The sequence below is a fragment of the Sphingobium sp. genome, assembly GCF_003248505.1.
In the GTDB taxonomy this organism is placed as follows: domain Bacteria; phylum Pseudomonadota; class Alphaproteobacteria; order Sphingomonadales; family Sphingomonadaceae; genus Sphingobium.
The window spans coordinates 60113-82495 of the sequence record NZ_QFOA01000005.1; the positions used below are offsets into that span (position 1 = coordinate 60113).

At 63.1% G+C, this 22383-nt stretch carries 18 protein-coding genes; 7 read left to right on the plus strand and 11 right to left on the minus strand.

Annotated elements, in window-relative coordinates; genetic code table 11:
* Nucleotides 1-6: 6 nt before the first annotated feature.
* The 6 genes from DI606_RS03760 to DI606_RS03785 all read right to left on the minus strand — a co-directional run bounded on the left by DI606_RS03760 (nucleotide 7) and on the right by DI606_RS03785 (nucleotide 6749).
* Entirely contained in the window at nucleotides 7-753 is a 747-nt protein-coding gene (locus tag DI606_RS03760; RefSeq protein WP_293979863.1) for a 3'(2'),5'-bisphosphate nucleotidase CysQ, read from the minus strand.
* 4 nt (nucleotides 754-757) lie between these two features.
* Nucleotides 758-2671 carry a sulfate adenylyltransferase subunit CysN gene (gene cysN / locus DI606_RS03765; RefSeq protein WP_293979865.1) on the minus strand — a complete coding sequence of 638 codons (1914 nt, stop codon included), beginning with the start codon at nucleotides 2669-2671 and terminating at the stop codon, nucleotides 758-760.
* On the minus strand, nucleotides 2671-3588 hold the full coding sequence (gene cysD / locus DI606_RS03770) for a sulfate adenylyltransferase subunit CysD (RefSeq protein ID WP_293979867.1): 918 nt from the start codon (nucleotides 3586-3588) through the stop codon (nucleotides 2671-2673). The genes cysN and cysD overlap by 1 nt, the downstream gene beginning before the upstream one ends.
* 484 nt (nucleotides 3589-4072) lie before the next feature.
* Nucleotides 4073-4930: a hypothetical protein gene (locus DI606_RS03775; RefSeq protein WP_293979869.1), complete on the minus strand. Its 858-nt coding sequence runs from the start codon at nucleotides 4928-4930 to the stop codon at nucleotides 4073-4075.
* Nucleotides 4931-4972: 42 nt separating this feature from the next.
* The gene (locus DI606_RS03780; protein WP_293979870.1) at nucleotides 4973-5155 is read right to left on the minus strand and encodes a CsbD family protein; all 183 of its coding nucleotides are present in this window, start codon (nucleotides 5153-5155) and stop codon (nucleotides 4973-4975) included.
* Nucleotides 5156-5273: 118 nt separating this feature from the next.
* The gene (locus DI606_RS03785; RefSeq protein ID WP_293979872.1) at nucleotides 5274-6749 is read right to left on the minus strand and encodes a PAS domain S-box protein; all 1476 of its coding nucleotides are present in this window, start codon (nucleotides 6747-6749) and stop codon (nucleotides 5274-5276) included.
* 139 nt (nucleotides 6750-6888) lie between these two features.
* Between DI606_RS03785 and DI606_RS03790 the strand changes: the two genes are divergently transcribed.
* Both DI606_RS03790 and DI606_RS03795 read left to right on the plus strand, forming a co-directional pair.
* Complete coding sequence (locus tag DI606_RS03790; protein ID WP_293979874.1) at nucleotides 6889-8625, plus strand: acyl-CoA dehydrogenase C-terminal domain-containing protein; 1737 nt, start codon at nucleotides 6889-6891, stop codon at nucleotides 8623-8625.
* A complete protein-coding gene (locus tag DI606_RS03795; RefSeq protein WP_293979876.1) occupies nucleotides 8625-9185 on the plus strand; it encodes a TetR/AcrR family transcriptional regulator in 561 nt (186 codons plus the stop codon). Before DI606_RS03790 ends, DI606_RS03795 begins: the two co-directional genes overlap by 1 nt.
* 10 nt (nucleotides 9186-9195) lie before the next feature.
* On the opposite strand, the gene DI606_RS03800 is transcribed toward DI606_RS03795, so the two are convergent.
* Nucleotides 9196-9666, minus strand: coding sequence for an Lrp/AsnC family transcriptional regulator (locus DI606_RS03800; protein ID WP_293979877.1), 471 nt, complete (start codon nucleotides 9664-9666; stop codon nucleotides 9196-9198).
* Between the two features lie 94 nt (nucleotides 9667-9760).
* On the opposite strand from DI606_RS03800, the gene phhA reads away from it, so the two are divergent.
* Both phhA and hppD read left to right on the plus strand, forming a co-directional pair.
* The gene (gene phhA / locus DI606_RS03805; RefSeq protein WP_293979879.1) at nucleotides 9761-10633 is read left to right on the plus strand and encodes a phenylalanine 4-monooxygenase; all 873 of its coding nucleotides are present in this window, start codon (nucleotides 9761-9763) and stop codon (nucleotides 10631-10633) included.
* Nucleotides 10630-11697: a 4-hydroxyphenylpyruvate dioxygenase gene (gene hppD / locus DI606_RS03810; RefSeq protein ID WP_293979880.1), complete on the plus strand. Its 1068-nt coding sequence runs from the start codon at nucleotides 10630-10632 to the stop codon at nucleotides 11695-11697. The genes phhA and hppD overlap by 4 nt, the downstream gene beginning before the upstream one ends.
* A gap of 108 nt (nucleotides 11698-11805) precedes the next feature.
* Here hppD and DI606_RS03815 read toward each other — a convergent pair whose 3' ends face one another.
* Entirely contained in the window at nucleotides 11806-13305 is a 1500-nt protein-coding gene (locus tag DI606_RS03815) for a CoA-acylating methylmalonate-semialdehyde dehydrogenase (RefSeq protein ID WP_293979882.1), read from the minus strand.
* A gap of 99 nt (nucleotides 13306-13404) precedes the next feature.
* Here DI606_RS03815 and DI606_RS03820 point away from each other — a divergent pair, with 99 nt between their 5' ends.
* On the plus strand, nucleotides 13405-14298 hold the full coding sequence (locus DI606_RS03820) for a LysR family transcriptional regulator (protein ID WP_293979884.1): 894 nt from the start codon (nucleotides 13405-13407) through the stop codon (nucleotides 14296-14298).
* A gap of 43 nt (nucleotides 14299-14341) precedes the next feature.
* Here the strand turns inward: DI606_RS03820 and DI606_RS03825 are convergent, their stop codons facing one another.
* The 3 genes from DI606_RS03825 to DI606_RS03835 are packed head-to-tail and all read right to left on the minus strand — an operon-like array spanning nucleotide 14342 to nucleotide 19999.
* On the minus strand, nucleotides 14342-15706 hold the full coding sequence (locus DI606_RS03825; RefSeq protein WP_293979885.1) for an efflux transporter outer membrane subunit: 1365 nt from the start codon (nucleotides 15704-15706) through the stop codon (nucleotides 14342-14344).
* A complete protein-coding gene (locus DI606_RS03830; RefSeq protein WP_293979887.1) occupies nucleotides 15703-18855 on the minus strand; it encodes an efflux RND transporter permease subunit in 3153 nt (1050 codons plus the stop codon). The genes DI606_RS03825 and DI606_RS03830 overlap by 4 nt, the downstream gene beginning before the upstream one ends.
* 10 nt (nucleotides 18856-18865) lie before the next feature.
* Nucleotides 18866-19999 carry an efflux RND transporter periplasmic adaptor subunit gene (locus DI606_RS03835; RefSeq protein WP_293979889.1) on the minus strand — a complete coding sequence of 378 codons (1134 nt, stop codon included), beginning with the start codon at nucleotides 19997-19999 and terminating at the stop codon, nucleotides 18866-18868.
* A gap of 280 nt (nucleotides 20000-20279) precedes the next feature.
* On the opposite strand from DI606_RS03835, the gene DI606_RS03840 reads away from it, so the two are divergent.
* Both DI606_RS03840 and DI606_RS03845 read left to right on the plus strand, forming a co-directional pair.
* Nucleotides 20280-21005 (plus strand): response regulator, encoded by a 726-nt coding sequence (locus tag DI606_RS03840; RefSeq protein WP_293979891.1) that lies wholly within the window; start codon nucleotides 20280-20282, stop codon nucleotides 21003-21005.
* Nucleotides 21002-22360 (plus strand): ATP-binding protein, encoded by a 1359-nt coding sequence (locus DI606_RS03845; protein ID WP_293979893.1) that lies wholly within the window; start codon nucleotides 21002-21004, stop codon nucleotides 22358-22360. Before DI606_RS03840 ends, DI606_RS03845 begins: the two co-directional genes overlap by 4 nt.
* Nucleotides 22361-22383: the final 23 nt, after the last annotated feature.

The following is a 22383-nucleotide window of genomic DNA, read 5'->3' on the forward strand; positions in this document are numbered from 1 at the left end:
AATAGGTCAGGCGTCGATCGCCGCGATCGCTGCGCGCACACGCGCCACATGGTCGACCCGGCATATCAACAGGTCGGGCATATAGGTGTCGGGCTGGTTGTAGACGAGCGGACTGCCATCGAGGCGCGATGCGTGGAGTCCGTGCGCACGCGCCACCGCAGCCGGCGCGCAGCTGTCCCACTCATACTGGCCGCCCGAATGCAGGTAGATGTCCGCCTGTCCCCGTACGATACTCATGGCTTTCGCCCCCGCGCTTCCCATCGGGACGAGTTCGGCATCGAGGGCGTCGGCCACGGCGACCGCTTCCCTGGCAGGGCGCGTGCGGCTCACCACCATGCGCAGGCGCGCAGGCGCAGGGGGGACCGCTGCCGGCGCGTCGGTTCGCAGGACCAGGCCCTTGCCCCCATCAGCCCCGGGAAGCGCGACTGCGCCCACCACCGGGTCTCCGTTCACCGCCAGCCCGACATGCACTGCCCAGTCTTCGCGCGATTCCCCATATTCCCGCGTGCCATCGACAGGATCGACGATCCAGACGCGTTCCTTGGACAGGCGTTCAGGATTGTCCTTCTCTTCCTCCGACAGCAGCCCGTCGTCGGGCCTTTGCTGGCGTAGCGCGTGTATCAGGAATTGGTTGGCCGTCGCATCGCCCGCCTTGCCCAGCGCGCCGAGATCGAGCATCCCGCATCCACGCACCGTTAGCAAAAGCTGACCCGCCACCTGCGCCAGATGCGCAGCAAGCTCCCCGTCCGTCATGCTATCAACGCCTTTCCGTCAGCAGGTCGACAATCCGGTCGGCGGCCTCTTCCGGAGATACGGATCGGGTGTCGATCCGCAGGTCCGGGCTTTCGGGCGCTTCATAGGGGCTGTCGATGCCCGTGAAGTTGCGCAACTCGCCGGACCGCGCCTTGCGATACAGGCCTTTCACGTCCCGCCGTTCGGCTTCCTCCAAAGGCGTATCGATGAAAATCTCGATAAACTCGCCCTCGGGAAGCATCGCGCGCACCATCTCCCGCTCGGCGCGGAACGGGCTGATGAAGGCGGTCAGCACGATAAGGCCCGCATCGGTCATCAGCTTGGCGACCTCACCTACGCGGCGGATATTCTCGATCCGGTCGGCTTCCGTAAAACCCAGATCCTTGTTGAGGCCGTGGCGTACATTATCGCCGTCGAGCAGGAAGGTGTGGTGGCCGAGCGCATGGAGCTTCTTTTCGACCAGATTGGCGATGGTCGATTTGCCCGACCCAGACAGACCCGTGAACCATAGCACGCCGGGCCGCTGATTCTTGAGTGCGGCATGCGCATCCCGGCTGATGTCGAGCGCCTGCCAATGGACATTCTGGGAACGGCGCAGGCTGAAATGCATCATGCCTGCCGCCACCGTCGCATTGCTGATCTTGTCGATCAGGATGAAGCCGCCAAGCGTCCGGTTCTCGCAATAGGGTTCGAAGACGACAGGACGGTCGGTCGCAATCTCGACTACCCCGATTGCGTTCAGTTCCAACGTTTTGGCCGCCAGCTGCTCCATCGTATTGACGTTCACGACATATTTGGGCTGCTGCACGGTCACGGAAACCGTCTGCGTGCCGATCTTGAGCCAATAGGCCCGCCCAACGCGTAAGGCCTGATCGTCCAGCCAGACGAGCGTCGTCTCGAACTGGGCTGCGGCCTGTGGCGGCGCATCGGCGGACGCGATCACGTCGCCGCGCGAGCAGTCGATTTCGTCGGCGAAGCACAACGTCACAGATTGGCCTGCCACCGCGCGGTCGAGATCGCCGTCCAGCGTGACAATGCGCGTGATCGTGCTGGTCCTGCCCGAAGGAAGAACGCGCACGGCGTCGCCCGGTGCGACCGTGCCGGTCGCGATCTGACCGGAAAATCCGCGAAAGTCGAGATTGGGTCGATTGACCCACTGCACCGCCATGCGGAACGGCTTTTCCGCGTCCAGCGACGAAAGCACTTCCACCGTTTCCAGATGTTCGATCAGCGTGGGGCCGCCATACCAGGGCGTCTTGTCGCTCGGCAGCGAGATATTGTCGCCCTTGAACCCTGAAATGGGAATCGCGGTGAAACGCGTGATGCCAAGGTCGCTTGCAAAGGCGCGATAGGTCATGACAATGCGATTGAACACCGCCTGGTCATACTCCACCAGGTCCATCTTGTTCACGGCCAGCACGATGTTGCGGATGCCGAGCAGGTGGCAGAGATAAGTGTGTCGCCGAGTCTGCGTCAGGACGCCCTTGCGAGCATCGATGAGGATCACGGCCAGATCGGCGGTCGATGCGCCCGTCACCATGTTGCGCGTATATTGTTCGTGACCGGGACAATCGGCGACGATGAACTTGCGCTTTTCGGTGTTGAAAAACCGATAGGCGACATCGATCGTGATGCCCTGCTCGCGTTCGGCGGCGAGCCCGTCGACCAGCAGCGCGAAATCGATTTCCTGCCCTTGCGTGCCGACTTTCTTCGAATCGTTTTCCAGCGCGGCCAGCTGGTCTTCGAAGATCATCTTGCTGTCGTAGAGCAGCCGTCCGATCAGCGTCGACTTGCCGTCATCCACGCTGCCGCAGGTGATGAAGCGCAGCATCGTCTTGTGCTGATGCGTGTCGAGATAGGCGTCGATGTCCTGCGCGATGAGCGCGTCGGTCCTGTAGATGGCATCACCGTCCGACATCAGAAATACCCCTCCTGTTTTTTCTTCTCCATGCCCGCGCCGCCCGCATCCTTGTCGATGACGCGCCCCTGCCTTTCGCTGGTGGTCGTGAGCAGCGTCTCCTGGATCACCTCGGGCAGAGTGCTGGCCCGGCTTTCGACAGCTCCGGTGAGCGGGAAACAGCCCAGCGTGCGGAAACGGATGGAGCGGTTTACGATGTCGGGCCTGCGGCCCAGCACCTTTTCCAGGCGGTCGATGTCGTCGGCCATGAACAGCTGGCCTTCCCATTGGTAAGTCGGTCGTTCTGCCGCGAAATAGAGCGGCACGATGGGCACGGCATTCAGGTGGATATATTGCCAGATGTCGAGTTCGGTCCAGTTGCTGATCGGAAAGACCCGGATGCTCTCGCCCTTGTTCTTGCGGGCGTTATAGAGGTTCCACAATTCCGGCCGCTGGTTCTTGGGGTCCCACCCGTGGCTCGCCGTACGGAAGGAGAAGATACGCTCCTTGGCCCGGCTTTTTTCCTCGTCGCGCCGCGCGCCGCCAAACGCCGCGTCGAAGCCATAGAGATCGAGCGCCTGTTTCAACCCTTCGGTTTTCCACATGTCGGTGTGCAATGGGCCATGATCGAACGGATTGATCCCGCGCTCCTGCGCATCGGGATTCTGGTAGACGAGCAATTCCATTCCGCTTTCGCGCGCCATGGTGTCGCGCAGTTCGTACATCGCCTTGAATTTCCAGGTCGTGTCGACATGCAGCAGCGGAAAGGGCGGGGGCGAGGGATAGAAGGCCTTGCGCGCCAGATGCAGCATCACAGCGGAGTCCTTGCCGACCGAATACAGCATTACGGGCTTGTCCGCGTCGGCCACGACCTCGCGCATGATATGAATCGCCTCGGCCTCCAGCCGCTGCAAATGCGTAAGCCTGTCATCGTCCATGGATGTGGCATGCCTCTCGTATCATGGGGTTGCGCGTTGAGCCGCTGGCCCGTTTCTCTCTACGGGCTGCCCGTAAAGCCCGATGGGAGGAAACCAGTTTTCTTTTACCCTCGTCAACCGCATCTTTCCAACATGGTACAGGCGTGCCGCTCACATGCAAAAAAGAACGGCGCGGATATCCGCGCCGTTCCTCAAGATACTCACCGAAAGTCCCTACTTCGCCTTGGTCGCTATGTTGGATGCCGCAGCGCCCGCCGACCGCAATTATTGCCTGCGCCATCGACCGGGTTGCAACCGGCAAGGGCACGGAGGGTAAAGGCGATGGTCTTCATGCCTGTCTTTTTCCCCCCTGCCGCGTCCTCAGTCTCGCCGACCGCCGGTCAGCTTGCCAAAGCCTTCCTCCAGCTTGCCGGTGGCATTCTTGATCGCGCCCGAAATGCGTTCCTCGTTCATGTCATTCTCCATCGTTCGATACATAAAGGGGTCAGAGGTTGCGGCGGGTTGCGGCGACGCCCCCCGCAGCGGCCGATGCGGCGCCCAGCAACATCACGAGGAACAGGGCGAAGGCCGTGCCTGCTGCGATGTCGGCACTGGTGCTGCCGACTTCAGCGGCGGTGGCCAGCGCATCGTCCGTGGCGGCGAGGAAATCCGTGCGCGCCTTGTCTACGCGGATGCGGGCCTCTTCCTGGCTGATACCCTTCTGAACTGCGACGATGGCAGCTATGCGGTTCTGCGCTTCCTGACCTTCGGCACCGCCGCGTGCCATCGCGGGCAGTTCGCCGGCGATCGCCTTGCGGCTCTGTTCGGCGGTCATGGCCTTCGGGTCGGACGGCGTATCGTCCAACAGCGCGGACAGTTGCGAGTCCACATCCGCCTTGTCGACGCCCGCGGCCTTGGCAACGGTAGGAGTTATAACGCTTGCGCTTGTCGCCGCCGCACTGGCGACGTTGCCGACGGTACGGAATGCGCCGCCCACCAGTCCGCCGATCGCGGACGTCAGCAGATAGAAGGTCACCAGCAAGGTCAGCGCCCAGATGGCCAGGCCGTGCATCGCGCCGTCGATCTTGCGACGGCTGTTGGCGACCATCGCTGCGCCATAGGCGCCCGCGCCCAGCGCGACAACGGTGCTCACCGTCCACCAGAGAAGAGCGCCGATGCCAAGTCCTCCGGCACTCGCTCCGTCGCCTTGGGGATTGATCGCCGAAAAGCCGATGCCTGCGCCCAACAGGCCGAGCATCAATTCGACGGCGAGCGCGATGACGGTGCCGACCAGCAGGGCGGACCAGCTCATCCGCGGTGTGACGCGAACGTCGAAATGGGGGTCGTTCATGGTCGTGGCCATGTTGTTTTCCTTGTTTCTGTTATGATGGAAATGAAGCGCTGCTTATTTCTTCAGCGCGCTTTCGATGGCTTCGCCGGCCTTTGCGGCGTTGGCCTGCACCTTGCCCGCCATTTTTTCTGCAGCGCCTTCGGCCTGCGTCTTGCGATCGCCGGTGATCTTCCCGATCGCTTCTCTGATCGATCCCTTGATCTGGCGCAGTTCGCCTTCGATGCGATGTCCGTTCATCGATGTCTCCATGGCAAAGCGACGCGTTCGACAGCGTCGATGATGGAGAAATAGGATCGGAGGCGGCGCGTCGGCAGAGACGATACTACTAAATCATATAGTAGTTACGCACCAAAAATCACCGGATCGGGCGCTGGAGCGGGTAGCCGCGTTCCCGTGCCCAGAGAATGGCCTGCGCGCGGCGATTGACGCCGATCTTGGCATAGACGCGCGCGACGTGGTTGCGCAGGGTATTGCGCGATACGCCCAATTCCTTGGCGATGGCGGCATCGTCCGCGCCCTCGCACATCAGGCTCAGCACCTCCTTCTCGCGCCGGGTCAGTTCGCTCGTCTCTACCGGGCGCGCGGTGCCATGGGGTGCGCGCAGATTGGCGAGCTTTTCCACCACCGTGCGGCTGAACCAGTTGGTGTCCTTCATCACCGCCTCGATCGCGCCGATGAGTTCCAGTTCGCTGTGACGCCGATCGTGAATGTCCTGGATCACCCAGAGCGTGCAGGTGTCTTGCCCCAACGGGATCGCCGCCGCCGACACCAGACAATCGGTGACACCGCCATCCTTGTGCCGGACCCTGGCGTCATGGCCGCGAAAGGCGGTGCGCTGGCCCAGTTCCGCGTCGACATGCCGCAAAAACGCCCCATCCTCCCACAGCTTGAGGGCGGTCATGCCTTTTCCCATCGCTTCGTCGGGCGACCAGCCCGTCAGCTGATGGAATGCGTCATTGGTATCGCACAGCGCATGTCCGTCGCGCGTAGTGATCGCCATTGCGACCGGTGCCAGCCGGAAGGTGGTGACGAACCTTTCCTCGCTGTGACGAAGCTCGTTTTCGGCCTGTCGGCGCGGCTCCAGATCGGCGAAGGAAAACAAGATGCATGGCTCATCCTCCAGTTCGACCGGCTGCCCCGCCACGATCACCAGCTTGCGACCCCCGTCCGGCAGTTCGAGGTCCGCCTGCATCTGCGGAACGGTGCGCCCTTCGCGCAGCCGCTCCACCGCCATGTCGATATCCGCCGCATCCTTGAGCACGTCGATCTCGTAGAGCGTCCGGCCCAGCACCTCGTCCCTGGCGTAACCGGTCAGGTCGAGGAAGCCTTGGTTCACCTTGACATAGCGCTGATCGGACAGCCGCATGATGACGGCGGGGGCAGGGTTGACGTTGAAGGTCTGCTCAAACCGCTGCTCCGCCTCGAAGCGCAGCGACACATCCTGTATCACCAGCACGAGAAGATCGGGATCGCCCGCCTGGTCGGTCAGGATCAGACTGCGGATTTGGTGGATCCAGCGCGATTCCTCCTCGCCCTTCGGTATCACCTCGACGATCACCTCGTCGAAGGCTTCGCCTGCGATCACTCGGTCGAGCGGATAGTCGCCGCGTTTCAGCCGATGATTGTTGCGATATCGTAACTGAAATAGCTGGCGATAGGCGTCGACCGTTCCACCCAGCCCTGCGACCTCCTCGACCCCGTGCATCCGCAACGCCGCTTCGTTGGCCCAGAGGATGCGCTGCTGCGCATCGACCAGCAGTACCCCTTCGCTCAGGCTGCCGATGATGTGGCGAAGACGGTCGAGATCGATGGTGGGATGGGCGTCGGTCATCCCGCACAGATAGAACGCTCTTGCGTTCGAGAGAAGACGGCGCGTCGCCTGTCAGGTCCGACGGCGGACCATCGTCCACCTCTGTCCGCCTTGACTGTAACAGGCGTTTGGTATAGAAGTCGCGGCATAAGGAGAGACCATGTTCGCCTACACCCCGCCCATCGACGATTATCGCTTCCTGCTGACCCGCGTGCTCGGCTTCGACGATGCGATGCGCGACATCGGGAAAGAGGTGGATACAGACCTGGCCGTCGCCGTACTCGACGAAGCCGGGCGCATGTGCGCCGAGCGGCTTTTGCCGATCAACCGGGAGGGTGACGAACATGGCAGCCGCCTGACCGCCGAAGGCGTGGTGACGCCCCCCGGCTTTGCCGACGCCTGGCGCGATTTCGCGGCGGCTGGCTGGGCCTCGCTTTCGGGTGAGGAAGAACATGGGGGGCAGGGGCTGCCCTTCGTCCTCCAGCTCTGGCTCGACGAGATGATGTCGGCGACGAACCTGTCGTTCGGCCTGTTCCCCGGCCTCACGCGTGGCGCGTGCGAGGCGATTGCCGCCCATGCGAGCGACGCGCTCAAGCAAACCTATCTTCGCCCGCTGGTGACCGGCGAGTGGACTGGCGCCATGGCACTGACCGAAAGCGGGGCGGGCACCGACCTTGCGCTGCTCAAGACGAAGGCGGCCCCGCTCGCAGACGGCAGCCATGCCGTGACCGGGACGAAGATTTTCATTTCGTCGGGCGACCATGATTTCGGTGGCAACATCGTGCATCTGGTGCTTGCCCGCTTGCCCGATGCGCCTCCGGGGGTGAAAGGGATCAGCCTTTTCCTCGTCCCCAAATTTCTGCCGGACGGGGAAGGGGGCTTTACCCGCCGCAACTCGATGTCGGTGGGTGCGCTCGAAAAGAAGATGGGCATTCATGCCCAGCCGACCTGCGTCATGAATTATGATGAGGCTGTCGGCTGGCTGGTGGGCGAACCGCATCGCGGCCTCGCTGCCATGTTCACGATGATGAACGCGGAACGGCTGATGGTCGGAATTCAGGGCCTGGGCATCGCGGGCGGCGCGTATCAACAGGCTGCGGCCTATGCCAGGGATCGGTTGCAGGGCCGCAGCGGCGATGGATCGCGCGGCCCGGTGCCGATCATCGACCATGCCGACGTGCGGCGGATGCTGCTGTCGGTGCGCGCCTTTGTCGAGGGCGGACGCGCGCTTGCGGGCTGGGTCGCGCTTCAGCTCGATCGCTCGCGCCACCATCCCGATGCTGCGGAGCGGGCGACGGCGGACGCACTTGTCGCGCTCCTGACCCCGGTCGTGAAAGCCGCCTTTACCGATATGGGTTTCGAAGGCGCGGTGCAGGCGCAGCAGGTGTTCGGCGGCCATGGCTACATTCGCGAATGGGGCATGGAGCAATATGTCCGCGACGCGCGTATCGCCCAGATTTACGAAGGCACCAATGGGGTGCAGGCGATGGATCTGGTCGGTCGCAAGCTCGGCCTTGGCGGCGGAGCGGTCATCGATGGCTTTTTCGCCATGATGGCGACCGATCTGGACGGGGCGGGGGATCGCCCGATCGCCGAACGGACCCGCGCCGCGCTCGCTTTGCTGCGTACGGCGACCGGGGGACTGCGCGGTGCCGATGTCAATCGCGCCGGTGCGGCGGCGGTCGATTATCTCCGCCTGTTCGCGCTGGTATCGCTCGGCTGGATGTGGACGCGCATGGCCGTGGCTGCGGAGCAAGGCGACAGTCCGCTCGACGAGGCCAAGCGCTACGTTGCGGACTTCTATGCGCAGCGCCTCCTTCCCCAGGCGCAGGGTCTTGCCGAGGCAATCGCGGCGGGTGAGGCATCGGTCATGGCGCTTTCCGCCGACGCTTTCTGATGGCCGATGCCGACCGCCCGAGCCGCCGCCGCGAGATATTGGAGATCGCGGCGCGCCTCTTCGCGCGCAAGGGTTATCGCGGCACGTCGATGCGCGACATCGGCGAACAGGCAGGTGTGCTCGGCGGGTCGCTCTATCACCATATCAAGTCCAAGGACGCGCTTTTCGTCGAACTGCACGATGCGGCGCTGGATGCGGCGGAAGATCGCATCGCCCGCGCCGTCGCGGATGAAAGCGACCCCTGGGACAAGCTTTGCGCTGCCTGCACCTGTCTGCTCGAAATCCAGCTTGCGCCCGATTCCCTGACGACCCCGATGATGAACGACTTCCGCGAAGTCCCGCCTGCCGTGCGTGCGCAACTGGTCGCACGGCGCGATCGGTTCGAAAACCTGTTCCGCGCGCTCGTCGACCGGCTCCCGCTCCCGCCGCAGTTCGACCGCTCCATCTACCGCAACCTGCTGCTCGCACAGCTCAATAGCGCCGCCGACTGGTATCGTCCCGGTCGGCTGAAGCCCGCTGAGATCGCGGCGCAGGTCGCCGCACTTTTCCGCCACGACTGACGCGCGCTTCTTACAAAGGCAGGGCGGTCGTATATTTCGTCATCGACAGCGCGAAATGCGAAGCCGCGCCTGCGACCGACGGATGACCGAGCAGGATTTGCATCAGGAAGCGATTATAATCCTCTACGTCCGCCACCACGACGCGGATCAGATAGTCCCACTCCCCCGACATGGAAAAACATTCCACGATTTCGGGCCGTCCGTCCACGAACTGCTCGAACGCGCTACGCGCCTCGCGGGCGTGGCTGCGCATGCGGACGTTGCAGAGCACGTTGACGCCGCGCCCTACTTTACCGGCATCGACCAGCCGCACCGTGCGCGTCAGCACCCCCATCTGCTCCAGCGCCTTGATCCGCCGCCAGCATGAAGCACTCGATGCGCCTACGCGCTCGGCCAGGTCCTGATGGCTGATCGCCGCGTCCAGCTGCAAGGCGGCAAGGATACGGCGGTCGACCGCATCGATCTGTCTGTCCTGTTTCACGAATTTGCCCGATATGAAGACTGTGTTTCATTTTCTACGGCATGGCTGCCCATTATGAAACGATTTTCCTCATCGTTCATGGCATGATCGATACATGGCTGACCCAGATCGCTCTCTCCCGCACGGTGCCGCCGCCGACTGGACCGTCGCGCAGGACTGGTCCGCCTACACCGCGCAGGATCATGCAATGTGGGATCGGCTGTTTGCGCGGCAGTCGGCCCTGCTCCCCGGTCGGGTTACGCCCCAGTTCCTCGAAGGGCTGGACATTCTGCGCATGACGAAACCGGGCATTCCGGATTTCGGCGAACTGTCAGAAAGGCTGATGCAGCGCACCGGGTGGCAGGTCGTCGCCGTTCCCGGCCTCGTCCCCGACCGCGTCTTCTTCGAACATCTCGCCAACCGCCGGTTCGTCGCCGGGCGTTTCATCCGTCGCCCGGACCAGATCGACTATCTCGAGGAGCCGGATGTCTTCCACGATGTGTTCGGCCACGTCCCGCTGCTCGCCGATCCCATATTCGCCGATTATATGCAGGCCTATGGGCAGGGCGGCCTGCGCGCCGATGCGCTGGGGGCCATCGACCGGCTTGCCCGACTTTACTGGTATACGGTGGAGTTCGGCCTTGTCCGCGAAGGCGGCGACCTGAAGCTCTACGGTGCGGGCATCGTATCGTCCCACGCGGAATCGCTCTTCGCGCTGGAGGACCCGTCGCCCCATCGCATCGGCTTCGACCTGCGACGCCTGATGCGCACCCGCTATCGCATCGACGATTATCAGCAGACCTATTTCGTCATCGACAGTTTCGAAGACCTGTTGCGCGCCACGGTCGAAACCGACTTCGCTCCGCTCTACGCGGAACTGGCGCAACAACCCGATCTCGCCATCGACACCATCCTGCCGACCGACCGCGTCATCACGCACGGGACGCAGGCTTATGCCTTTGCAAGGAAAGAAGAGGATCGCCCATGACCGCGCCCGACATTGCCCCTGAACCCACGTCCGCCAAGACCAATCCGCTGGGGCTTAACGGCTTCGAATTCGTCGAATTCACCTCGCCCGATCCGGAAGCGATGGCCGCGCAGTTCGAGCAGTTGGGCTTCGTGCCCACGCACCGTCATCCGCGCAAGAACATCACTCGCTACAAGCAGGGCCGTATCAACCTGATGCTCAACCGCGACGATGCCGGTCGCGTCGCCGAATTTCGCGGCGTCCACGGCCCTTCGGCCAGCGCGATGGCCTTTCGCGTCGCCGATCCGGTCAAGGCGATGGATTGGGCGCTCGCCCATGGCGGCCAGCCCACGCAGGAGGATGACACGGTCATCCAGGGGATCGGCGGCTCCTACCTTTATTTCATCGCGGATGGGGCCGATCCTTATGACGACTGGGCGGAATTTCCCGGCTGGGAGGAGGCCGAAGCGAAGAACAGCGTCGGTCTCGACCTGCTCGACCATCTGACCCACAATGTCCGGCGTGGGCAGATGCGCGTATGGAGCGAATTTTACCGCACGCTCTTCAATTTCGAGGAACAGAAATTCTTCGATATCAAGGGGAAGGCGACCGGTCTTACCAGCCAGGCTATGATCGCGCCTGACCGTGCCATCCGCATTCCGTTGAACGAGAGCCAGGACGACAAGAGCCAGATCGAGGAGTTCATTCGCGAATATCATGGCGAAGGCATCCAGCATCTCGCGATGACCACCGACAATATCTACGACACGGTGGAAAAGCTGCGCGCGCGCGGCGTCCGGCTTCAGGACACCATTGAAACCTATTATGAACTGGTGGACAAGCGCGTTCCTGGCCATGGCGAGGATCTTGGACGTCTACGCCAAAACCGGATCCTCATCGACGGCGACGTCGAGAGCGAGGGCATTCTCCTTCAGATCTTCACCGAAAACATGTTCGGTCCGATCTTCTTCGAAATCATTCAGCGCAAAGGGAATGAGGGGTTCGGCAATGGCAACTTCCAGGCGCTGTTCGAAAGCATCGAACTCGATCAGATACGCCGTGGGGTCGTCAGCGTCGATGCCTGACGCATAACCGAACGCACATAAATTGCCGCTCGCGAAATACAGGTTCGGCTGTCTACTTCGTTGTCTCGTTAAATGCCCCGGCAGTTATCGCTGCCGGGGCATTTTGTCTTACTTCATCGTCGGAATGACGAAGCTCTGGTCGATCACCGCGCCGCCGCTCGGCCAACGCTGCGTGATCTTCTTGGTCCGCGTATAGAAGCGCATTCCGTCGAGGCCATATTGGTCGAGGTCGCCGAAGCCCGAGCGCTTCCATCCGCCAAAGCTGTGATAGGCGACCGGCACCGGGATCGGCACGTTGATCCCGACCATCCCGACTTCCACTTCGGCAGCGAAGCGGCGGGCATAATCGCCGTTGCGGGTGAAGATGGCGACGCCGTTGCCATATTGGTGCTTCGAGGGGTAGCTCAACGCTTCTTCGAACGTCTCGGCCCGCAGGATTTGGAGCACCGGCCCGAAAATCTCGTCCTGATAGCTTTTCATCTGCGGCGTGACGCGGTCGATCAGGGTAGGGGCGAGATAGAAGCCCTCCTCATAACCTTGAAGGCTGAAGCCGCGACCGTCGACGACGATCTCCGCGCCTTCGTCCGCCGCCATCTGGATATAGCTCTCCACCCGCGCCTTGTGCTGGGCCGTGACGAGCGGACCATATTGCGCCTGCGGATCGCTGGGGATGCCGGGGCGCAGCGTTTCGATCGCGGCGACCAGCTTTTCGCGAAACGCATGGGCCGTCGCTTCGCCGACCGGCGTGACTACCGGCAACGCCATGCAGCGTTCGCCGGCCGAACCATAGGCTGCGCCCACGATGTCGGCGACTGCCTGGTCCATGTCCGCGTCGGGCAGGATGATGCCGTGGTTCTTCGCGCCACCCATGCACTGGGCGCGCTTCCCATTCGCGGCGGCGCGCTGGTAGACATAATTGGCGATGTCGGACGATCCGACAAAGCTCACTGCCTTGATGTCGGCATGGTCGAGGATCGCGTCCACCATCTCCTTGTCGCCGTGCACGACATTGAGGATACCCTTGGGCAGGCCTGCTTCGATCGCCAGTTCGGCTAGGCGCACTGGCACCGACGGATCGCGTTCCGAAGGCTTGAGGATGAAGGCGTTGCCGCACGCAATCGCCATTGCGCTCATCCACAGCGGGATCATCGCGGGGAAGTTGAACGGCGTGATGCCTGCGACGATACCCAAAGGCTGGCGCATCGAATAGACATCGATGCCGGGTCCCGCCCCTTGCGTATATTCGCCCTTCAGGAGATGCGGAATGCCGCAGGCGAATTCGACCACTTCCAGACCGCGCTGGATGTCACCCTTCGCATCGGCGATCACCTTGCCATGTTCAGACGACAGCATGGCCGCCATCTCGTCCATGTTCGCTTCGATCAATTCCTTGAAACGGAACATGACGCGGGCACGCCGCTGCGGGTTGGTCGCGGCCCATTCGGGCTGAGCCGCGAGGGCGGAATCGATCGCTTTCTGGAGATGGGCGGCGTTCGCCAGTTCCACTTGAGCCTGCACCGAACCGGTCGACGGATCGAGCACATCCGCCAACCGCGCACCGGCCATGGGCGCATTCTGTCCGTCAATGAAATGCGTGATAGCGCGCATCGGTCATCCTTTCCTGAGCATGGGCTTTGATGCGATCATAGACAGGGCGGCTGTGCAGCGATACGGACATGCTCGCACATCAGATTTGCAGAAACATCCATGCTTCAGTCACCCGATCTCATGCTGTTCCTTGCCATCGTGCGCGAAGGCAATATGGTTGCCGCAGGAAAGCGGCTGGGTATCGACCAGAGTACCGTCGCCCGCCGCTTGACGGCGCTGGAGCGCGATCTGGGCGCGCGGTTGTTCGATCGATCGTCGCGCGGCGTGTCGCCGACCCCGGCTGCCTTCGCCCTTCTGGCCCATGCCGAGCGGATCGAGAGCGAATTGCTGGCCGCATCGGCCAGCGTGGCGGCGCGCGACGACGTGGTGGAAGGGGTGGTCCGCCTCGCAACGACGGAAATGTTCGGCGCCTATCTCGTGGCACCGCATGTCGAGGCGTTGCATCGCCGCCATCCGCGCCTAACGCTGGAACTTGCGACGCAAAGCCGTTCCACCAGCCTAGCGAAGCGGGAAGCCGACATCGCAGTCATGCTGACACTGCCGCCGCGCGGGCGGCTCATCGGACGCAAGCTTACCGATTATCGGCTGGGGCTCTATGCATCGCTCGACTATCTCGAACGGAACGGCACGCCTGCGAGCATGGACGATCTTCATCGCCACCATTTCGTATCCTATATCGAGGAATTAGCGGGATTTCCGGAAATGATCGCGCTCGATCAACTTTTGCCCGGTGCCTCCGTTCGATTTCGTTCGACCTCGGCGGCAGCGCAGCAGGCGGCGGTTGCGGCAGGCATGGGAATAGGAATGCTGCACCTATTCTCCGCAGAGCAGGATGAACGCCTGGTCCGGCTCCTTCCGGCAGAGGTGGAATCATGGCGAAGCTATTGGGTTGTCATGCACGCGGATTTGCAACAGCTACCGCGCATTCGCGCGACTATCGGATTTCTGGAAGATGCGGTCGCTGACACACGCGCCGGACCGTCGGGAATTTAACATAACCCTTATTATCGATGTTACGTCAGGTTTTCACCCGACGTTACTGATCCGCACCGATAACTCTGTAAAGCCGGATGCGATTGCTAACGAGCGCCAAGTCCGTCGCAATGGCCGACTGTTGCGCGTTGTAAAGCGATCTCTGACTGGTGAGTGCGGTGAGGAATGTGTCGATTCCGGCGCGATAGCGTTGCTCGGCCAGGTCATAGGCTTGTTGGTTGGCAGTCACCAGACGGCGCTGGGAAGCTTGTTGGGCGTCGATGGTTCCTTCACGGGCCAAGGCATCGGCGACTTCCTGGAACGCAGTCTGAACTGCCTTTTCATATTGTGCGAGATAAAGATCGCGTTGCGCCTTGCTGTAGGCAAGGTTTCCGCGATTGGGTCCGCCAAATACAGGCAGACTGGCCGATGGACTGGCCGACCAGCTGAATGATCCCCCGCCAAAAAGGGACGACAGGGCGGAACTTGCCACGCCGATGGCCGAAGTCAGGCTGATCCGCGGAAAGAAAGCGGCACGGGCCGCGCCGACATCTGCATTCGCCGCCTGCAATTGATGTTCTGCTTGCAGTACATCGGGACGCTGTAGCAGCACGTCGGAGGTCACGCCGGCGGGCACCCTGGATATGGTGCGCGTCAGGTCCTGTAACGAGGTCGGCAGCAGCGCAGGTTCGACCGGCGCGCCAACGAGCAGGTCCAGAGCATTGCGATCCTGGGCGACCTGCGTGATCGTCGCGGCCACGTCCGACGATGCCTGCTCGACCGTGGTTTCTGCCTGTCGCACGTCGAGCTTTCCGGCTAGACCCGCTGCATTGAGCGAGCGCACAAGGTCGAGTGTCCGTTGCGCGCTTGCCTGGGTGCGGCGGGAAAGAGCAAGCTGATTCTGATCGGCGGCCAGTGTCGCATAGGCGGTTGCGGTTTCGGCGATCAGGGCGATCCGGGTAGCGCGAGCCCCCTCCTCTGTCGCCAGATAGGATTGTAACGCGGCTTCGCTTAGATTGCGGAGGCGACCGAACAGGTCGATCTCGAATGCGCTGAAGCCCACATTGGCGCTATAATTGTCCTGCCGGTTGTCGTTCTGCCGCGCAAAGCTGGCACCGGCGCCCGCTGTAATGGTCGGCAGTTGAACCGCGCGCTGAATGCGATATTGCGCGCGCGCCGCCTCGACGCTGGCGAGCGTGGCGCGCAGGTCACGGTTTTCTGACAGCGCGCGCCCGATGATCGTTGCAAGCCGCGCGTCCTGTATCAACTGCGTCCAGGGGAGACCCGCCCTGTCGTCGATCCGCGGGGCATAGGCTTCCCCGGTTGGCAGGGCCGCGGGTACGGGGGGTGTCGGGCGTGCATAGGGCGACGCCAGGTTGCATCCTGACAACAGCATCAGCGCCAGCGGCGTGGGACGAATGCGGATCATGCGGGCACTCCTGCGTCCGGGAAGGGCGGCTGCGGCTCGTCCTTCGGCTTGTCGTTGCCGAAAAGGCGCGCGATCGTCAGGAAGAAGAGAGGAACGTAGAAGATGGCAAGGATCGTCGCGGTCGTCATGCCGCCAATGACCGCCGTGCCGATCGCGATCCGGCTTTGCGCCCCCGCCCCCGTCGCGATGGCAAGCGGGATACAGCCCGCGATGAAGGCGAGCGATGTCATGAGGATCGGACGGAAGCGCAGTCGCGCGGCCGACAACGCAGCCTCCCACGCATTCTTGCCCTCATGATGTGCCAGTTCGGCAAATTCCACGATCAGGATCGCGTTCTTGGCCGCCAGCCCCATGGTGGTGAGCAGCCCGACCTGAAAGAAGATGTTGTTCTCAAGCCCTCTCGCCCACACCGCGATGACCGCGCCGATCAGTCCGAGGGGAATGACAAGCAGCACGGCAAGAGGGATCGACCAGCTTTCGTAAAGCGCCGCAAGGCACAGGAAGACGACGAGGACCGATAGGCCATAGAGGAGCGGAGCCTGCCCGCCCGACAATTGTTCCTGATAGGACAGCCCGCTCCATGCATAGCTGGTGCCGCGCGGTAATTGCTTCTGCAACTCGACCATCCGATCCATCGCTTCGCCCGAGCTTGCGCCTTCGGCCGCCTGCCCCTGAAGCTCGAAAGAGGAAAGACCGTTGAAACGCGAAACAGTCGTCGGGCCCACGGTCCAGTGCGTTGTCGCAAAAGCTGAAAATGGAACCATCTGGCCGGTGCCGCTCGACCGTACCATCCAGTTGTCGAGGTCGGTCGGCAACGCGCGATAAGGCGCATCGGCCTGCATGTAGACGCGCTTGACCCGCCCGCGATCGACGAAATCGTTGATATAAGTGCTGCCCCATGCGGAACTGAGCACATCGTCGACATCCGCCTGCGTGAGACCCAGGACGGCGAGCTTTTCGGAATCGACGTCAACGCGCAGTTGGGGCGTGTCCTCCAGGGTCGCAGCGCGGACGCCCGCCAGCATGGGGTCCTTTTGCGCGGCGGCGATCAGCTGGTTGCGCAGCTCGAGGAAGCGCGTACGGGTCAATCCCCCGCTGTTCAACAGTTCGAAGGTAAAGCCGTTGGACTGGCCGAGGCCGCGAATGGCGGGTGGTGTCATCGCCAATATCTTTGCGTCGCGGATCGCGGCCAATTGTTTGCTCGCCCGTCCGGCAATAGATGTGGCGGTGTTGGCCAAGCCTTTACGGTCCTCCCAGGGCGCAAGGTTGATGAAGCCCTGCGCCACATTCTCCCCCTGCCCCTGAAAGCTGAAACCGGTCATGATGAAGGCGTAGGCGACATTATCCTTTTCATCGTTCAGAAAGTAATTCTGCACCCGTTCGACCGCCGCTGCGGTGCGGCTGGACTTCGCTCCTGCAGGCAGCGTCACCTGCGCCATCACCTGTCCCTGATCCTCGACGGGCAGGAAACTGCTGGGCAGTCGCACGAACAGAAGAATGAGGATGGCGAGAACCGCGATATAAAGGCCCCAGAACAACTTGCGGCGCGTCATCACATGTTCGGTCCGGCGGATATAGCCGTTCGTCATCCGTTCGAACCAGCGGTTGAATTTGCCTGCCCAGCCCTTGTCCCGCTTGTGATGGTCGATGGGTTTGAGCAAGGTCGCGCACAGGGCCGGCGAAAGGACCAGCGCCACCAGGACCGACAGCAGCATCGAAGATACGATGGTGATGGAAAACTGGCGATAGATAACGCCGGTCGATCCGCCGAAAAAGGCCATGGGCAGGAGCACGGCGGACAGGACGAGGGCGATGCCGACGAGCGCGCTGCCGATCTCAGCCATCGACTTGATCGTCGCCTCACGAGGGGAAAGTCCCTCCTCCTCCATGATCCGCTCGACATTTTCGACGACGACGATCGCGTCGTCCACGAGAAGGCCAATGGACAACACCATCCCGAACAGCGTCAGCGTGTTGATGGAATAGCCGAACAGAGCGAGGATGCCGAAGGTGCCGAGCAGCACGACCGGCACCGCGATGGCCGGGACAAGAGTGGCGCGCCAGCTTTGCAGGAAGACGAACATCACGATCACAACGAGTGCGACCGCTTCGACCAGCGTGTGGATGACTTCCTCGACCGACAGCTTGATGAATGGGGTCGTGTCGCGTGGATAGACGACTTTGTAGCCGTGCGGGAGGTTGCCGGACAATTCCTGCACCTTGGCCTTGACCAGTTCGGCGGTCTTGAGCGCGTCGGCGCCCGGTGCCAGTTGGAGCGCGATGCCCGAGGCGGGATGGCCGTTCAGGCGAGCCGCAGTGGTATAGCTTTCGTTGCCCAGTTCGACGCGCGCGACATCGGACAGATGGACGACCGACCCGTCGCTTTGCGTCTTGACGATGATGTTGCGGAACTGGTCGGGCGTCTGGAGCCGCGCCCTTGCCGTGACGGTGGCATTGATCTGCTGCCCGGCGGGAGCGGGATCGGCGCCGATCTGTCCTGCCGACACTTCGACATTCTGAGCTCGAATCGCATTTTCCACGTCCGAAGGCATCAGTTTGACGGCGGCGAGCTTGTAGGGATTTAGCCAGATGCGCATCGCATATTGCGACCCGAAGATCTGCGTCGCGCCGATACCGTCGATGCGGGCAATGGGGTCCTGGAAATTATTGACCAGAAAGTCCGAGATGTCGGACTGGGTCGCAGTGTCGGTCTCGTCGTAGAGGCCCACGAGCATCAGGAAGTCGGTCTGCTGCTTGGTGACGGTCAGGCCCTGTTGCTGCACCGGATTGGGCAGGCGGCTGAGCGCCTGCTGCACGCGATTCTGCACCTGCACTTGCGCGGTATCGGGATCGGTGCCCTTCTGGAACGTGACGCTGATCTGCGCACGCCCGTTCGCCGAGGAGGATGATGAGAAATACATGAGACCGTCGAGCCCGGTCAGCTGCTGCTCGATGATCTGGGTGACGGCGGTCTCGACCGTTTCCGCCGATGCGCCGGGGTAGGTCGCGTTGACGCCCACTCCGGGCGGCGCGATATCGGGATATTGAGCGATGGGCAGCGACAGCATCGATCCGAGGCCAGCCAGCATGATGCCGATGGCGATGACCCAGGCAAAGATCGGTCGTTCGATGAAAAAGCGGCTGAGCACCGACCCGCTCCTACTTCGCGGTCGCGACGGCGACGGGTTTCACGACATCGTCGGGCTTCACCTTGTCGGTGCCTTCCACGATGAGCCTGTCCCCGGCCTTGAGGCCGGACGTGATCAGCCATTTGTCGCCGATAGCCTGTCCGGCGGTGACGGTTCGCCGTTCGACCTTGTTCGCCCGGTCGACGACAAGCGCGGTTGCATTGCCTTTGGGGTCGCGGCTAATGCCCTGCTGCGGTGCGAGGATCGCGCGGGGAACGACCGCCTGTGGCGCGACGACGCGTACGAACATGCCCGGCAGCAATATCCCGTCGGGATTGGGGAACCGTGCACGCAGCGTCACCGTGCCGCTGTTCACATCGACGATCGGCTCGGCGAACTCGATCCGGCCGGGGAGCGGGTAGTCTGTGCCGTCGTCCAGCTTCAGGCGGATGGTCGCGCTTGCGGGCAGCGTCTGCCCCGCCGCCAGCGACCGGCGCAGCTGAAGCAATTGTGCGCTCGATTGCGTCACGTCGACATAGATCGGGTCGAGCTGCTGGATCGTCGTTAGCGGGCTGGCCTGGCTTGCGGTGACGAGCGCCCCCGGCGTGAAGAGCGTGCGGCCGATCCGCCCGCTGATCGGCGCGCGGACCAGCGTGAATTCCAGGTTCACGCTGCTGGTCTGAAGGCTGGCGCGCGCCTGCTGCACCGACGCCTGCGCCTGCCGTGCCGCGGCCACGACATCGTCGCGATCCTGTGCGCTGACCGCTTCGGTCTGGCCCAGCAACTGGTAGCGCCGCGCTTTTGCTTGCGTTGCCACCAATGTTGCCTGCGCACTCGCGAGCGCGGCCTGCGCTTCGTCCCGCGACGCGCGATAGAGGCGCGGGTCGATCTGGTAGAGCGGCTGCCCCGCCTGCACCATCGCGCCTTCGGTATAGAGCCGCTTCTGGATGAGTCCGGCGACCTGCGGACGCACTTCCGACATCATGGTGGATACGGTGCGCCCCGGCAGTTCGGTCGACACTGTCGCATTCTGGGCGGTCAGCGTCACCACGCCCACCTCGACCGGCCCCTTTTGCGGCGGTTTTTTCTCGCCGCACCCGGCGATCAGAATGCTGAGGACCAGGGGTGCGACACGAAGCGACGAAAGCATGGATGGCACGGGCATGTCTCTGTGCAAGGTCTTGGCGGAACCAGCGGGAGCCTTACGCCACGCCCCCGCCCGACCGGGGGGCAAGGGCAGGACGTAAAGCGTGCGCAAGCGCTCCGGCTGGCGTCGGCGGGGGCCACCGACAGGCATGTTCCTTTCCGCTTTTGCCTGTTACAGGAAAGTGCGATTTGTCATCGGATTGTCGTAAAGCTCTATCGGCGAGTATCGCTTTGTATCACCCTGTAACATCAGGCCGCTCGGGACAGACTTTGCCGCGGATCGACGATAGATGAAGCATATGTCAGACTCCGGCCCCGGCGGCAGGGCGACCGTCATGGTCGTCGATGACGATGCCGACATCCGCAGCCTCATCGTGGGCCAATTGCAGCAGGAGAATTATCGCCTGCTCAGCGCCGCCAATCTGGGCGAATTGCGCCGCGCGTTGCAGGACGAACCCATCGATCTCATCGTGCTGGACCTCAACCTGCCCGATGGCGACGGGCTGTCGCTTTGCCGGGAATTGCGGGCCGAGGGATCGCCGGTGCAGATCATCATGGTGACGGCGCGGGGCAGCGCAGTGGACCGGGTGCTCGGCCTTGAGCTGGGCGCGGACGATTATCTGACCAAGCCATTCGAGCCGCGCGAACTGTTGGTGCGCATCCGCAATCTGTTGCGCCGGGCAAAAGGCGAAGGCACCCGTCCGACAGCGGCGCGTTACGCTCATGTCGGTCGGTGGCGGCTCGACCTTCAGCAACGGCGGCTGGTGGCGCCCGACGACCGGCTTGTGATGCTGTCGTCCGCTGAATTCCGGCTGCTCAGCCGTTTCATCGACGAACCCAATGTCGTGCTCGCCCGCGAAGTGCTGTTGCCCGAACGCAAAGCGACCGCTGCCTTCGACCGTTCGATCGATCTTCAGGTCAGCCGTCTTCGGCAGAAGCTCGCCGCCATAGCGGGCGGCGACGAACTCATCCTGACGGTACGCGGCGAAGGCTATGTTCTCGCCTGCGAGGTCGATTATTCATGATCCCCCCGCTGCGGCGCGCACGCGCCTTCTTCGGGACCATGGCGGGCCAGATTTTCGTCACGCTGACGCTGGGTATGTCGGTCGCGGCGATCGTGGCGCTGCTGGTGGCGGAGCAGACCCGCCAGCACGACTTCGAGCGGGTGCGCCGGCAACGCGTCCTTGCCAGCGCCACCGACATCGCGGCGCGGATGCGGCGCGATCCCGCTAAGGTCGAGCAGATGATGGCCGATCATAACATCGTCGGTGCCTATCCCGCGCCCGAGGGCGTGGCGCTGAGCGAGTCGGACGGGGATCTGGAACAGGCATTGCGAGCAAGGCTGGGTCCGCAGTCGCAGCCCGAGGCGGCGCAGGTCCCGATGGGCCTGTGCTTTCCCGACCGCAGCAGGCAACTGGCGGCGGGCCTGGTCGATGCGCCGCGCCCGGATTGCTGGGTCGTGCGCTATGTCGACCGGCGCGGCGAGCATCGCGCCATGGCGCTGACCTTCCCGCGGATCGCCAAGCCACCCAGCACCGTGTTCAATCCGCTCTACCTTCTCGTCATCGTTGCGGCGTCAGCGGGGCTTGCCATCCTCGTGGCACGGTCGGTCGCGCGTCCGCTGCGCCGGCTGGAGCGCGCGGCGGAGGCCTTTTCCCTCTCGCTCGATCCGGAGGAAATTCCAGAGCGGGGGCCGGAGGAAGTCCGCGCGGCGCTGTCCACCTTCAACCTCATGCAGCGGCGCGCGCGAGCGGGCTTTGCCGAGCGCACCCAGTTGCTCGCCGCGATCAGCCACGATCTCCAGACCCCCCTCACCCGCCTTCGATTGCGGCTGGAACTGGTCGAGAATCCCGAGCTGCGCGATCGGCTTCTGGCCGATCATCAGGCGATGCTGACCCTGGTGCGCGAAGGGCTGGACCTGGCGAGCAGCACGGAATCGCGGGAGGATTGGTCGGTCATCGACATCGACTCCCTGCTCATGAGCATGGCCGAAGACGCGCAGGATCTGGACCAGCCGGTGCGGTTCGCGGGCGGTTGCGGCGGGACGGTGCGGGTCAAGCCCAATGCGCTGATGCGGTGTATCGGCAACCTCGTCGACAATGCCGTCAAATATGGCGGATCGGCGCAGATCAGCTGCGCGCGATCCGGGGGGCGGCTGCTGATCCAGGTTTGCGACGCAGGGCCGGGCATTCCGCCCGAACAGATCGAACAGATGTTCGAGCCGTTCACGCGGGGCACGGAAGGGCAGCCGGGCGGGCGGCACGGAACCGGCATCGGCCTCACCATCGCGCGCGCGCTGGCGATGAGTTTCGAGGCGTCGGTGCGGCTGCGCAACGGCGAGGACAAGGGCCTTGTCGCGACTATCGACATGAAGGCATGACCGACTAACGCGACAACGATGTA